Source organism: Micromonospora sp. NPDC049900, assembly GCF_044461025.1.
In the GTDB taxonomy this organism is placed as follows: domain Bacteria; phylum Actinomycetota; class Actinomycetes; order Mycobacteriales; family Micromonosporaceae; genus Micromonospora.
In genome coordinates this window covers 381,716-395,361 of sequence record NZ_JBITKM010000002.1, presented here as the reverse complement: position 1 = coordinate 395,361, position 13,646 = coordinate 381,716, and the positions used below count along the sequence as shown (strand labels likewise).

At 72.3% G+C, this 13,646-nt stretch carries 13 protein-coding genes; 4 read left to right on the top strand and 9 right to left on the bottom strand.

Features of this window, described 5'->3' with window-relative positions; all coding sequences use genetic code 11:
• Nucleotides 1-92: 92 nt before the first annotated feature.
• Nucleotides 93-284 carry a DUF397 domain-containing protein gene (locus ACIBMZ_RS06270; RefSeq protein ID WP_396691516.1) on the bottom strand — a complete coding sequence of 64 codons (192 nt, stop codon included), beginning with the start codon at nt 282-284 and terminating at the stop codon, nt 93-95.
• Nucleotides 275-1,042: a DUF5753 domain-containing protein gene (locus ACIBMZ_RS06265; protein ID WP_396691515.1), complete on the bottom strand. Its 768-nt coding sequence runs from the start codon at nt 1,040-1,042 to the stop codon at nt 275-277. The genes ACIBMZ_RS06270 and ACIBMZ_RS06265 overlap by 10 nt, the downstream gene beginning before the upstream one ends.
• A 208-nt stretch (nt 1,043-1,250) precedes the next feature.
• Between ACIBMZ_RS06265 and ACIBMZ_RS06260 the strand changes: the two genes are divergently transcribed.
• Nucleotides 1,251-1,715: a hypothetical protein gene (locus tag ACIBMZ_RS06260; protein ID WP_396691514.1), complete on the top strand. Its 465-nt coding sequence runs from the start codon at nt 1,251-1,253 to the stop codon at nt 1,713-1,715.
• A 415-nt stretch (nt 1,716-2,130) separates the two neighbouring features.
• On the opposite strand, the gene ACIBMZ_RS06255 is transcribed toward ACIBMZ_RS06260, so the two are convergent.
• The 5 genes from ACIBMZ_RS06255 to bioB form a co-directional block, all read right to left on the bottom strand.
• Nucleotides 2,131-2,847 (bottom strand): cutinase family protein, encoded by a 717-nt coding sequence (locus ACIBMZ_RS06255; RefSeq protein WP_396691513.1) that lies wholly within the window; start codon nt 2,845-2,847, stop codon nt 2,131-2,133.
• Between the two features lie 178 nt (nt 2,848-3,025).
• Nucleotides 3,026-5,686, bottom strand: coding sequence for a glycoside hydrolase family 9 protein (locus tag ACIBMZ_RS06250; protein ID WP_396691512.1), 2,661 nt, complete (start codon nt 5,684-5,686; stop codon nt 3,026-3,028).
• Between the two features lie 1,156 nt (nt 5,687-6,842).
• Entirely contained in the window at nt 6,843-7,349 is a 507-nt protein-coding gene (locus tag ACIBMZ_RS06245) for a GNAT family N-acetyltransferase (RefSeq protein ID WP_396691511.1), read from the bottom strand.
• A gap of 3 nt (nt 7,350-7,352) precedes the next feature.
• Nucleotides 7,353-7,553 carry a hypothetical protein gene (locus tag ACIBMZ_RS06240; RefSeq protein ID WP_396691510.1) on the bottom strand — a complete coding sequence of 67 codons (201 nt, stop codon included), beginning with the start codon at nt 7,551-7,553 and terminating at the stop codon, nt 7,353-7,355.
• The gene (gene bioB, locus ACIBMZ_RS06235) at nt 7,553-8,548 is read right to left on the bottom strand and encodes a biotin synthase BioB (RefSeq protein WP_396691509.1); all 996 of its coding nucleotides are present in this window, start codon (nt 8,546-8,548) and stop codon (nt 7,553-7,555) included. The genes ACIBMZ_RS06240 and bioB overlap by 1 nt, the downstream gene beginning before the upstream one ends.
• A 197-nt stretch (nt 8,549-8,745) precedes the next feature.
• Between bioB and ACIBMZ_RS06230 the strand changes: the two genes are divergently transcribed.
• Together ACIBMZ_RS06230 and bioD are read left to right on the top strand one after the other, a co-directional pair.
• On the top strand, nt 8,746-9,882 hold the full coding sequence (locus ACIBMZ_RS06230; RefSeq protein ID WP_396691886.1) for an 8-amino-7-oxononanoate synthase: 1,137 nt from the start codon (nt 8,746-8,748) through the stop codon (nt 9,880-9,882).
• Nucleotides 9,879-10,607 (top strand): dethiobiotin synthase, encoded by a 729-nt coding sequence (gene bioD, locus ACIBMZ_RS06225; RefSeq protein WP_396691508.1) that lies wholly within the window; start codon nt 9,879-9,881, stop codon nt 10,605-10,607. Before ACIBMZ_RS06230 ends, bioD begins: the two co-directional genes overlap by 4 nt.
• Here the strand turns inward: bioD and ACIBMZ_RS06220 are convergent.
• Nucleotides 10,600-11,802, bottom strand: a complete 1,203-nt coding sequence (locus ACIBMZ_RS06220) for a cytochrome P450 (RefSeq protein WP_396691507.1) — start codon at nt 11,800-11,802, stop codon at nt 10,600-10,602. The two genes, bioD and ACIBMZ_RS06220, sit on opposite strands and share 8 nt — an antisense overlap.
• A gap of 9 nt (nt 11,803-11,811) precedes the next feature.
• On the bottom strand, nt 11,812-12,495 hold the full coding sequence (locus ACIBMZ_RS06215) for a class I SAM-dependent methyltransferase (protein WP_396691506.1): 684 nt from the start codon (nt 12,493-12,495) through the stop codon (nt 11,812-11,814).
• 161 nt (nt 12,496-12,656) lie between these two features.
• Between ACIBMZ_RS06215 and ACIBMZ_RS06210 the strand changes: the two genes are divergently transcribed.
• Complete coding sequence (locus tag ACIBMZ_RS06210; RefSeq protein WP_396691505.1) at nt 12,657-13,565, top strand: hypothetical protein; 909 nt, start codon at nt 12,657-12,659, stop codon at nt 13,563-13,565.
• Nucleotides 13,566-13,646 lie beyond the last annotated feature (81 nt).

The following is a 13,646-nucleotide window of genomic DNA, read 5'->3' as shown; positions in this document are numbered from 1 at the left end:
CAGGCTGGAGAGCTGTGCCGGGCGGCTGCTGGGGACGGTGAGAGCGCCCGGCCCCGGTGGGGCGAGCGCTCTCAGGTGTCCGGAGAGGTAGGTCAGGCCCGCGTGGGGGGCTGGGCGACGAACGCCCGCCATGCGGTCGGGGCGAACGCCAGCGTCCCGCCGTCACGGTCCTTGGTGTCGCGGACGAGGACGGTGCCGGGGAGGTTGTCCGCCACTTCGACGCAGGATCCGCCGTTGTTACCGCTCTTGCTGCTCTTGTGCCACCGTGCACCGGTCAGGTCCATGATGCTGCTGCCTTCCTGATGACATCGAGGGATTGAGAGCGAGAAAGGGCCTCGCTTCTGATGCGCTCCCACCTGCGATTCAGCGTAGCAACGTCGGCCGCTTCTCCGATGATCTGCGCAGGCGCCTGGCCGTCGACGTGAGCGACGTGCTGACCGCTGGGCAACTCGGCGATGATGAAGCCGCCGCCGAGACCCGGATACATGCCCACGTCCCTCGGCACGATCAACACCTGCACGTTGGGCAGGGCGGCGCATCGGGCGAGATGCTCACACTGGTCGCGCATCAGCTCGCGGTCGCCGTAGGCGGACTGGAACAGCACCAACTCGTGAATGACCGCGACCAGCAGGGGCGGACGCTCACGCCGGAGAATCCCTTGCCGATCGAGGCGGGAGGCCACGACGTCTCCCACCTCCTCGGCCGTGAGGGCCTCGCCGGTCAACGTCGCCCGGGCGTAAGCCTCGGTCTGGAGCAAGCCCGGCACCCACGAATGCTCGAACCAGCGCAACGAGACGGCTTCGCGTTCCCAGTCGATCCACTCCCGTAACCACTGCGGCTCGCGACGCTTGAGGACATCGGGCCACAGGTCACCAACGTCCCGGCCGAGGATCGTGGCTACCTTTGCGCGCCGAGCAGGTTGCGGAACGCGTCCCGGACTGATCCACCTGGCCGCCGTCTTGGGATCAACGCCCGTCTGAGCTGCGAGGCTTTCGGTTGTCTCGCCTGCCTCTGCCATGGCCACTCGAAGTGCATCATTCATCCTGCCTCCCCATGAATGTCCCGGACGTCCCCAGGGAACACTCCTTCGTCGTGTACTGATCCCATCACTCTCGGCAAGGTTTTGGTAGATGGCGCGTTCGGTTGAGGTCGATTCCCCCTGACCCGGCGGGCGCGTTCGTCCCGGGGGTCGCCGCCGGGCGAGCATCCGCGGCGACCCCCGGTCCACCGAGACGACGAGGGAGGCTTTCGTGTCCACACCGCGACCGACGAACAATGTCCCGCCGTCACGCTGGTCGGCGCCCATTGTCCTGCCGGGGGAGACGCCGATCGGGCCGGCAGGGGAGAGGTCCGCCGGTGACCGCGCCGGTCGGCCGTCTGCCGCGGCGGTCGGTACGGGTACGACTCCGGCTGCTGCGGCCGTCCATGGCTGTCCGCCTGCTCCGTCGTTCGCCGACGTGCTCGGTGGGGAGGCGGTGGGCACCGTCGCGGTGGGAGACGTGATCCGGGTGCCGGAGGGAGCGTACCTGCCCGGGGTGGGAGAGTTGCTGCTCTACGTGGCCGAGGTGATCGGCCGGGCGCAGCAGGCGGACGGCCACGTGTGGGCCGAGGTGAGCGGGCACGCGGTGCAGCGGGACGGGTCGCTCCAGGTCCGTCGCCGGTACGCCCGGGTGCGGGTGGACCAGGCTGTGGTCGTACCGCGTCGTGCCTGGTGAGCGGCGTCGGCCGGACGGGACGCCGGTGGTCGAGCCCGGTGTGTACCTGTTGACTCGCGAGGCGGGTCCGCAGTTTCGCACGCCGATCGCGGTGCGGGTCGTCCGCGAACAGGCCGACTGGCATCCGCCGTACGGCTGGACCTGGATCCAGTGTTACCAGCTCGACCGGTACGGAGACGCGGTCGAGAAGCGGCAGTTGTTCGTGATGCCCGCCGGGTTGCGGCGACTCGTGCTCGCCCCATCCCCGCACACCCGACCACACCGCCACGGTCGTGCGGTACGGATGTCTATCTTGGACAGTTTCCGTTAGGAGCTAACGGAAACTGTCCAAGATTGCCGTCGCCGCAGCACGGCCGCCGCCGGTCCGTCGGCGGTGTGCCGCAGCGGCGCGCCGCAGATGGAACCAGCCGCGAGGTCAGCGGGGTACGTCGGCGGTGGCGCGGGTGGCGGCGAAGCGGGTGGCCTGGGGGTGGAACCCCTGGTAGTTGACGTGTGCGGCGAAGCTGAATCCGCCTTGGCAGAAGCGGTCGTTGGCGTTGCAGTACGACTGGATGCGGTCGGCGAAGCCGTTCAACCGGCCCGCGCCCCGGGGGAAGATGCCGGAGCGTCGACCGTCGGTGACGTTGAAGGGTTCACCCGCGGTGAAGGAGGGGTCGCCGAAGAGGAGTACGGAGGAGACTCGCGCGGCGAGGTCGGCGGAGAGACCGGCACGACTGCCGGTGCCGGCCAGCGCGTCGCCCATCACGTCGGCGCCCTGGGAGTAGCCCATCAGGACGAAGCGGGTGTCGGGGCACTGCGCGGCGGTCGCGGTCATCACCCGCTGCACCTCGGCGACGCCCTGACGGACGCTGGCAATGTAGTTGCCGGAGGCGGGGTAGGCCAGCGGCGTGGTGCGGACGGTCTGCGGCAGGTCCCGGGTGATCTGCCGGGCCAGCGGCGTCAGCACGATGCCGAGACCGGGGCGTTCGGTGGTGCCGCGTGCGCCGATGACCTCCAGGTCGGGGCAGGTGTTGCGGGGTGCCTCGGCGGCGAAGGTCATCGGGGCGATCGCCAGTCCGGCGAGGGCCACCACTCCGACCGCCACCAGGGCCAGCAGGCGTGTCCGACGTGTCCGACGGTGCCGTCCGCTCATTGTTCAGCTCCTTTTCCCAGGTCGACAGGGGTGCCGATGGGTACGGGAGCGGTCGGCGTACGGGTGGATCTTATGGATGTTCACACAATCTGCACTGAGGGTGAACCGATCGGGGTGTCGGCGCGTGCTGGAGGGGCGGTGTGGCCGCGCACGTCGGCCCGGCCACACCGCCCCGGGATCAGGCGACGGTGCAGGTCGCCCCGTTGACCGTGAAGCCGGTCGGGCGGGGGTTGCTGCCGGTGTGCGTACCGTTGAAACCGATGCTCGTGGACGCGCCCGGCGCGAGAGCGCCGTTGTAGGACAGGCTGCTCGCGGTCACCGACGCGCCGGTCTGCTGGAAGGTCGCCCCCCAACCCTGACCGACCCGCTGGCCGCTGTTCGGGAAGGTGAACGCCAGCGTCCAGCCGTTGATGGTCGAGGTGCCGGTGTTGGCGATGGTGATGTTCGCGGTGAACCCGCTGCTCCAGTCGTTGGTGCCGTAGGTGACCCGGCAGGGCGTCGTCGGCAGCGGTGCCGACGTGGTCACCGAGACCCTCGCGGTGGGCGGCGAGACGTTGCCGCCCGCGTCCACGGCCACCACGTGGAAGCGGTACGTGGTCTGCGCGGTCAACCCGGTCGCCGCGTACGTGGTACCGGTGACGGTGGTGACCAGCACGTCGTCCCGGTAGATCCGGTACCCGGTGACGCCCACGTTGTCGGTGGCGGCACCCCACGTCAGCGTGGCTCCGGTCGCCGTGATTCCGGAGACGGTCACCGCGCCGGGAGCGGTCGGCGCGACGGTGTCGTCCGGGTCCGGCGGCGGCGGGTCGGTGTCGCCGCTGGGCTCGACGCCCCACACCCGGACCCCGCCCGCATACAACGGCACGGTGCGGTTCGGTCCGGCGGCGGCCTGGAACGACGGGTCGTTGCCGGTGTTCCAGGTGCCGCCTTCCGGCACTCCGACCTTGAACTGCACCTCCATCCGGTGCTGCGACTGACCGGCCGGCGCGATCGTGTGGCCGGTGCAGTCGACCTCCACGTACCAGAGGTCACCGCCGGCCTGCTTCGCCGTGCTCGGTGCCGGGCAACCCTGGGTGTAACCGGGAGTGACCTGCACCGCGCCGGTGCCGTCGGGGCGGAAGTAGTAGCGGAACTTCGCGTCGGTCAACGCCCGCGCCGGGAACGCCGACTTGTTGTAGATCATCACCTTGAGGCCGGTGGCCCGGGTCTCGTTCTGCATCACCGTGGTCTCCACGGTCAGCTCGTCGATGTCCGGCCGCTCGACACCCGGGAAACCGGCCAGCGGCGTACCCCCGTACTCCTGGGAGAGCCGGGCCAGCGCAGACGTGAAACCGGCGTTGTAGTCGGTGGCGACCTCGTTCATCACGTAGTCCGACCGGTTGTCGGTGTACGCGTCGTTCGGCGACGACGGCCCGCCGACCAGCGCGCCGAAGAGGGTGTGCCGGGTCTCGGTGGGTACGGTCATGCTGTCCCACCAGGAGCCGTGCGCGGTGCGGTGGTGCGGGTTCTTCGGCGGATTGGTGCCGAAGCCGATCACGTAGCTGGAGTTGCGCGGGTTGTCGCCGAGCGCGTAGTTGATCTGCCGGACGGCGAAGTCGTGGTAGCGGGCCTTGCGGGTCGCGTCGGTGGTCTTGTCGCTGTAGACCAGCGCCGCGAACGCGGTATTGGCCGCGTACCGCAACGCGCCCCAGGAGTCGAGCACCGCCATCCCGCCGGGGGAGTAGCGCACCCGTTCCCCGTTCACGCCGACGGTCCAGAAGTCCAACCACCGGTTGGCGTCGTCCACGTACTTCTGCTTCCCGGTCAGGTTGGCCAGCAGCACGTACGCGCCGAACTGCTTGTTGTCCCAGGCCACCGTCCACTTGTAGGAGCGGGTGGTGGTCTGCGGCTCGGTGCCCAGCCTGTCGTACTCGCTCTCCGCCTTGGCCAGGTAGGTGGCGTCGCCGGTGGCCCGGTACAGCCAGATCGCGCCCCACACCAGCTCGTCCTGGTAGCCGCTCCACGACCGGTAGAAGCTGGTCGCGTCGGTGATGCACTCGTGGTAGCTCTTACGCACCGTGTCGGCGAACGTGTAGAGCTGCCGCGCGTGGGTGAGCAGCCTGTCGGCGTACGCGGCGTCGGTCGGCCGGAACACCATGGACGACGCGGCCATCGCCGCCGCCGTCTCACCCGCCAGGTCCGCGCCGCCACAGCTCGCATCGATCTTGTACGCGGGCCGCGCCATCGGCATCACCTCGGCCGGACCCCACCACTTGTGGTCGTCGTCGCCCTTGCCGACCTGCCCGTACAGCACGTTCGGCGAGGGGTGCGCCTTGATGAAGTAGTCGTTGACGAACCGCAGATTGTTCAACAGGTGGGTGAGCTGACCCGACGCCACGTAGCCGGCCCGGTACTCGACCGCGCCCCAGGCCAGCATCGTGGTGGTGAACGCCATCGGGAAGCCGAACTTCACGTGGTCACCGGCGTCGTACCAGCCGCCGGTGAGATCGAGCCCCACGTCCGCGCCGTCCCGCAACGCCGAGTCGTCACGCCAGGAGACCCGGTTCCAGTCCGGCAGCTTCCCGGACTGCTGCGCCTCGTAGAACAGCAGCGACTTCTGCAACGCCTCGGCGTAGTTGAACGCCGGTGCGGCGGCTGCACTGCTCGACGTGGCGTTGCTCGATGCGGCGTTGTTGGTTGCGGTGCTGTTCGGGGCGGCGACGCCGGCCGCCGGGACGCCGATCGCCAGCGCCAGTCCGGCGGCGAGGACCGTACCGGCGCTGCGGAGACGACGCGACCAGTGGCCGCGTCGGCCGGGGTCGTCGCCGCGCGCGCGGCCCGGCCGTCTGATGTGGTGCATGCGGCTGCTCCTGTCGTACGGGGCAGGCAGCGTCGACGCGGACGCGTCGGGGTGGACGGCTGCCGGCGGTGGTGGCAGAGTGGCTCCAACAGGACCGGGAGCGCTCCCATGGATGAGTAGCAATGTAATCTGGCGTTCACCGGTTTGGGAAGGCCGACGCGGCACCACAGGAGCGAGCGTTCCGCGAAGGCCGACCCGAGCGTCGGGTCGGGCAGGGGCCGGGGTGCAGGCGGACCGGGGCCGGTGGGAGCAGCGTCGGCGGGCCGAATCGCGTTACACCGACACACCGTGCGCGGCCCCTGATTCCACCCCCACGTCCCGACACGGGACCCGCCCGTCCGCCCAGGTCGGACCGTTCGCCTGAGATCGGTGGGCCCCATCCGCAGGCAAGCTTGTGCCATCTCCTCCGGCTGGTCGGGGCGAGACCCGATGACCAACCACCCGAGAACGGCCGCCGGTGTCCCTCCGGCGGCCGTTCTCGCCGTCACGACCGACCGGGCCTGGCGCCCTCGCCGTCGGCAGGATGCGGCATCGCGACGCTCACCGCCTAGCGCGACTGTCAATCTTGGAGAGTTACCGTCAGCGTCGAACGGTAACCTTCCGAGATTCACGACTCCGGTCGCCAGCCGGCGGCGACGAGCGCGCGGCGGACGCGTCCAGCCAGCGCGTACGCCCGGTGGTGTCGGTTCGTCGTTCTTGCAGGTCCGGTGCGGGCAGCCCGGCGTGGCGGCAGAGTCGCACGAAGTCGATCTCGCTGAGCGCCTGGGCGCCTCCGGCGATGTCGTCGACGGTCTGCCGGATGAGACCGCGTCAAGGTGCCCGGGGCAGGACGTCGAGCACGGCGGCCACCTCCTCGGGCAGTACCCGTCTCTGCTGGCACCCGGCCGCCAGGATCTCCTGCGCTGCCCGAGTCGAGGGTGCCCAGCCCGCGGCGTCCACCAGGGCACGCGCCGTGCTGGTCCGGGGCGGCCGGCCGATCTGGAGGTGGTCGGCGGGCAGCAGCAGGCCACGGCTGACGGAGCGCCACCGGCGTCCGCGATGTAAGGAAGGGTCCCCTGCTATGCACCAGGCGATAGCAGGGGACCCTTCCTTACACTGCACCCCGCCGCACCTGCTGCACCTGCTGCGAGCGCGCGAGCATCGCGAGCCGGGGAAGTCAGCGGAGGTCGTCGGCGAGCAGGTCCATCAGGAGGCCGTCGTGCCAGCGGCCGTCGGCGCCGCGTTCGTACCGGCGCAGAACGCCGACGGTGCGGAAGCCGACCTTCGCGTACGCGCGGATCGCGGCGGTGTTGGCCGCCGCCGGGTCGATGGTGAAGCGGTGGTGGCCGTGGGCGTCGATCAGGTGCCGGACCAGGGTGCGGATGGCGTCCCCGGCGAGGCCCCGGCCGCGTACCGACGGGTCGAGGAAGATGTCCAGGCCGGCGTGGCGGTAGTCGGGGTCGTTCTCGGCGTACCACTGGATCGCGCCGACCACCCGGTCGTCGTGTTCGACGACGTACACCTCCAGGTCGCCGTCGGCGAGGTCGGCCTCGACGGCGGCGGTCAGGTCGTCGTCGCCGCGCCACCAGCGACGGACCTCGGGCTCGGCGCGGATGGCGGCGAGCGTGGGCACGTCGTCGGCGCTCACCGGCCGCAGGGTCACCGCCTGTCCGCGCAACGTCACGTCTCAGCCTCGCTGTTCGCCGTGTTCGACGCAGGTCGCGGCCCAACCGACCGGCAGCACCTGCACCTTCATCCGTCGTCGGCATCCGGTGCAGTAGCGGGGCGGTTCCAGGGTGCGGGCCGCCGCGCAGCCCTGGTGGTCGCCGACCGCCACGGCCTCGCCGCAGCGGTCGCACCACGTCCCGACCAGCTCGCCCATCGGCATCAGAGCGTCGCCGACAGCGCCTTGACCGGCATCTTGAGGTCGTCGAGCAGCTTGAGGTCGTCGGTGGCCGGTCGACCGAGGGTGGTCAGGTAGTTGCCGACGATCACCGCGTTGATGCCGCCGAGTAGACCGTCGCGGGTGCCCAGGTCACCGAGGGTGATCTCCCGGCCGCCCGCGTACCGCAGGATGGTGCGCGGCATGGCCAGCCGGAACGCGGCGATGGCGCGCAGCGCGTCCTTGCCCTCGACCACCGGGCGGTCGCCGAGCGGGGTGCCCGGCCGGGGGTTGAGGAAGTTCAGCGGCACCTCGTGCGGGTCCAGTTCGGCGAGCTGGGCGGCGAACTCGGCCCGCTGCTCGACGGTTTCGCCGAGCCCGAGGATGCCGCCGCAGCAGACCTCCATCCCGGATTCGCGCACCATTCGCAGCGTCTCCCAGCGTTCCTCCCAGGAGTGCGTGGTGACCACGTTCGGGAAGTACGACCGGCAGGTCTCCAGGTTGTGGTTGTACCGGTGCACACCCATGTCGACCAGTTCGTCGACCTGCTCCTGACTGAGCATGCCGAGCGAGGCGGCGACCTGGATGTCGACCTCGGCCCTGATCGCGGCGACGCCCTCGCGCATCTGCGTCATCAGCCGGGCGTCCGGGCCGCGTACGGCGGCCACGATGCAGAACTCGGTCGCTCCGGTCGCGGCGGTCTGCTTGGCGGCCTCGACCAGCGACGGGATGTCCAGCCAGACCGATCGCACCGGCGAGGTGAACAGGCCGGACTGCGAGCAGAAGTGGCAGTCCTCGGGGCAGCCGCCGGTCTTGAGCGAGACGATGCCCTCGACCTCGACCTCCGGGCCGCACCAGCGCATCCGCACGTCGTGGGCGAGCTGGAGCGTGGCGGTCAGGTGCTCGTCGGGCAGGTTCAGCACCGCGAGGACACCGGCCTGGTCCAGGCCGACGCCACCCTCCAGCACCTGGGTACGGGCCTGGTCGAGGATCTCTGGCATGGCACGTACCCTACAAGGCCCCCCGACGGGCGGAAACGCGCGCGGCCCCGCCCCGGTGCCCTCCGGCGAGCCGTACCGCGCCACGCCGGGACGGCCCGGACGGGTGGTAACTTCGCCCGGCGGAAGCGCCCGGGGCGACAGCGTGTGGCCGGGCGACGACGCCTGACGGTGGCAACCGGCGGGGAAGGGGCGTGGTGGTGGCGGACTGGCTGGCGGCCCTGGCACGCCGCGCCGACCTGCGGGCGAAGGCGGGACTGACCCGTCGACTGCGCCCACGTACCGCCGACGACGCCGTGGTGGACCTGGCCGGCAACGACTACCTGGGGCTGTCCGCGCATCCCGAGGTGGTCGCCGCGGCGACTAAGGCGCTGTCCGAGTACGGGCTGGGCGCGACCGGCTCGCGTCTGGTCCGCGGCTCCACCGACGCCCACCACGCGCTGGAGGACACCCTCGCCGACTGGCTCGGCACCGAGCGGGCGCTGGTCTTCTCCTCCGGCTACCTGGCGAACCTCGGCGCGGTCCGGGCGCTGGTGCGTCCCCGCACGCTGCTGGTCTCCGACGCGCACAACCACGCCAGCCTGATCGACGGGTGCCGCATCTCCGGGGCGGAGACCGTGGTGACCCCGCACGCCGCCGTCGACGCGGTCGCGGCGGCCCTGGCCGGGGCACCCGACCGGCCGGCGGTGGTGGTCACCGAGTCGGTCTTCTCCGTCGACGGTGACCTGGCCCCCCTGGTCCGGCTGCACGCGACCGCCCGCGCGCACGGGGCGCTGCTGCTGGTCGACGACGCGCACGCGCTCGGGGTCGTCGGCCCGGCCGGGGCCGGTGCGGTGGCCGCCGCCGGGCTGACCGGCGAGCCGGACGTGGTGGTCACCGCCACCCTGTCCAAGGCGCTCGGCGGTGCCGGCGGGGTGGTCGCCGGTCCGGCCGAGTTCGTCCGGCACCTGGTGGAGACCGCGCGGACCTTCATCTACGACACCGCACTGCCTCCGGCCGTGGCCGCCGGGGTGCACGCCGCCGTCGGGCTGGCCCGCGACGGCGACGCCCTCCGCGCCGAACTGGCCGCCCGCGCCACGCTCGCGGTGGATCGCCTGCGCGCCGCCGGCCTGGACGTCTCCGCGCCGGACGCCGCCGTCGTCTCGGTCACCGCGCCCGGCCCGGAGGCGGCGACCGACTGGGCTGCCGCCTGCCGGGACGGGGGCGTGGCGGTCGGCTGTTTCCGGCCGCCCTCCACCCCGGACAGCCGGTCCCGGCTGCGGCTCACCATCGGTGCCGGGCCGTCCCGGGCGGATTTCGAGCGGGCCCTGGAGGTCATCGTGGACTGTGCCCCATGACGGATCAGTGGCGCGGACCGGTGCTGGTCACCGGCACCGACACCGAGGTCGGCAAGACGGTGGTGACCGCGGCGATCACGGCCGCCGCGCAGGCGGCCGGGCTGCGGGTGGCGGTGGTCAAACCCGGCCAGACGGGTACGGCCACCGGCGAACCCGGCGACGTGGAGGCGGTCACCCGGCTCTCCGCCCCGATGACCGCCCGCACCCTGGCCGCCTTCCCCGATCCGCTCGCCCCGCTGGCCGCCGCCCGGGTGGCGGACCTGCCGCCGCTGGAGCTGTACAACGCGGTCGACGCGATCCGTGAGGAGGCGGACAAGCACGACCTGGTGTTGGTCGAGGGGGCCGGCGGGCTGCTCGTACCGATGGGGCTGCGACCCTCGGGCGAGCCGTGGACGGTGGCCGACCTGGCGGTGTCGTTGGGTGCCCCGGCGGTGGTGGTGGCCCGTGCCGGGCTGGGCACCCTCAACCACACCGCGCTCACCCTGGAGGCGCTGGACCGGCGCGCGGTGCCGGCGGGCGTGGTGCTCGGCGCCTGGCCTGCCGATCCGGAGCTGGTGCACTGGGCCAACCTCAGCGACCTGCTGCCGAACATGCTCGGTGCGCTGCCGGCCGGGGCCGGGGCGATGGACCCGGGCGTGTTCCGGCGGTCCGCGCCGGGCTGGCTCACCCCGGCGCTGTACGGCGTACTCGACGACTGGCGCGCCTGGGCCGACGAGATCAACTGAGCGGTTCGCGCGTCACGACCAGGGCGTCCGGCATCCGGAAGGTGAGGTTGTCGGGGTAGCGGGGCGCACGCAGCACCCGTACCCGGGCCAGCAGCGGGGCCACCTCGGTCAACACCGTGGTCGCCTCCATCCGGGCGAGCTGGTCGCCCACGCAGCGGTGCACGCCCGCGCCGAAGGCCAGGTGCCGGCGTGACCCGGGCTGCCCCGGCCGGAACCCGTCCGGCGACTCGACGACCGCCGGGTCGCGTCCGGCGCGACCCAGCCAGAGCACGATGCTGGTGCCCGCCGCCACCGCCGTCTGGCCCAGCGTGGTGTCCAGGGCGGCGACGCGCCGCCAGGTGACGATCGGCGGTTCCAGCCGCAGCCCCTCCTCGACCACGTCGGCGACCGGCACCGAGCCGTCGCGCAGTCCGGCGAGTACCGCCGGTTCCCCGATCAGCCGGTGCATCAGCAGGGTGAGGAACTGCGAGGTGGTCTCCTGGCCGGCGACCAGCAGGAAGAACAGCGCGCCGACCACCACGTCGGGCGGGTGCCCGGCGTCCCGCAGCGACGCGGCGAGCCCGCCGCCGGTGGCCGCGAACTCGCGCAGCACCCGGTGGAAGCGACCCACCTCGGCGGCGAGGAACTGCTGCCGGTCGGCGTCCAGCGGTGCCCAGAACAGCTCCAGCGCGGCGCGGGCGAAATCCTTCACCGCCGCCACCGGCGCGTCGGGCAACTCGACCAGCCGGGCCAGGACCAGCAGCGGCAGGTCGGCGGCGAGCCCGGCGTGCAGGTCGACGGGTACGCCGCCGTCCAGCGTGGCGTCCAGACCGGCCACCCGTCGGCGGACCAGTGCGGCCAGCCAGTCCCGCTGGTCGGCCACCCGTTTCGGGTGCAGCGCGTCGGCGACCAGCGCGCGGATCCCCGGGTGGTCGACGCCGCCGTTGTTGGCCAGCGTGGGCGGCAACCGGAACCGGTGCGCGGCGAGGATCCGCAGCGCGGCGACCGGGATCGGGGTCACCGCGTCCAGGGCGTTGTCCGGGCGGTACGTCACCGGGTCGGTCAGCACCTGCCGCACCAGCGCGTGCCGGGTCACCAGCAGGTGGGCGACGCCCACGTGGTCCACGACCCGGACCACGTCGACACCGGCCACGGCGGCACCGGCCCCGGCGCTTCCGGTCGCCTCCGGGGCCTGCTCCCAGGCGCGGAACAGCACCGCGTCACGCTAGCGGGCCGCCGACGGCCGTCCCGCGCGCAGCCGCCACACCGTGGTGCGCTTCACCCGTACGCTCTCCAGCGCCTCGCTGACCGGCACGTCGTAGGCGGCCACCTCGTCGAAGCGATCCCGGGGCAGGAAGGCGCGTCCGGGATCGCCGACCAGCACGGTGGCCCCGGAGCGGGCGGCGCGCAGCAGGAACCGCAGGACCCGGTTGGCCATCGCCTCGCTGTAGAACACGTCCCCGGCGAGCACCACCTCGGCGTCCCCGGCGTCCCGATCGAGGACGTCGCCGAGTTCGGCGTCGACGCGTACGTCGTTGGCCTCGGCGTTGAGCGCGACCGCCGCGACGGCCAGTTCGTCGATCTCCACCGCGCGCACGGCGGCGGCACCGGCCCGGGCGGCGGCGATGGCCACCAGGCCGGAGCCGGAGGCCAGGTCGAGGACCCGCCGGCCGGCGACGAGGTCCGGGTGGTCGGTGACGTACCGGGCGAGAGCCTGGCCGCCCGCCCAGGCGAAGGCCCAGAACGGCGGCGGCCGGTCGCTGCGGAACTCACCCTCGGTCAGCTCCCACAGGCCGATCGGCTCGTCCGCCTGGTGCAGCCGCACCTCGGGCACGAAGGCGACGGGGCCGAGTCGGGCGTGCAAGCGGACGAAGGCGGTGGAGATCGCGGACACCCGGTGATTGTCCATCGTGACCCGGCTCGGCGTGTCGCGGGTCTCGCGTGACCGGTTCAATACCCTACGTGAAAAGGGGCATCTTGCTTCACACCACGTGCGAACACGCCCGTCTACCGGCTGGCGTCCGGCCCTCATAGCGTGGCCGATGGAGGCGACCAACAGGAGGACGGATCGTGAGAAGGCTGTGGCGGAACACGCTACGGATCGGGGTGGTACTGGCCTGTGTCACCGGAGTGCACCTGGCCCTGTCCGCGCCGGCACAGGCGGCGTTCGCCACCGAACTCAGCGGCCTGCCGGACCGGTTCACCGCAGGTGGGCGGGTGGAGACGGTCTCTGCCGTGGTCTCCCGCTCGGACCAGGGCGGCTGCATCAAGGTGCGTTGGTCGATGGTGGTCGGTGTGCAGGGCGTACGGCTGGACCAGGTGCGGATCGACCGGATCGAGGAGACCGGTTCGTTCCCGGTGCAGGTGCGCACCGAGGGCAATGCGGCCCGGTTGACGGATCGGCAGCTCGACCCGGGCACGCTCTGCCCGGGGCGTACGGTGACCGCCCAGTACCGGGTCGCGTTCGCCCGTGACGCCGACCCGGGGCGGGTCCAACTCACCGTCGAGGCGTACGACCAGAACCTACAGTTGCTGTCCCGCCAGACGGCCAACCGCGACGTGGTCGGCCGAGGGGCGGCCCGCCCGACGGCGGCACCCACCCCGACCGAGGCGACCCCGAGCGAGTCGCCCCGGGAGTTGGCGCCGCAGCCGACGGAGGACCCGCCGGAGGAGGGCCCCGGGGAGCGGGTCGACGCCGGTGCCGCCGGTGGTGGTGCCGCCGCGCCGGAGGCCGGAGCCGCCGGCAACGTCTCGCAGACCGGGGCCGGGCTCGGCCTGACCGAGGTCGCCTTCCTGCTCGGCGGGTTGCTGCTGTTCCTCGGCGTCGGCCTGCTGATGCGGCTGCGGCAGTTGACCAAGGATCCGGAGCCGGTACCCGCCGACGGTGTCGCGGTGAGTGCCGCGGACCGTTGGGAGCGGCAACCCGGGCCGCGTCAGCGGTGGCGGACGGTACCCCGTGACGGTGGTCGGCTGGGCTGACCGCTCGCGTACTTCACACACCGGGGGTGTGGCCGGCGCGGGTGATCCCGCGCCGGCCGCCGTACGTGTCGAGCCGTCGCG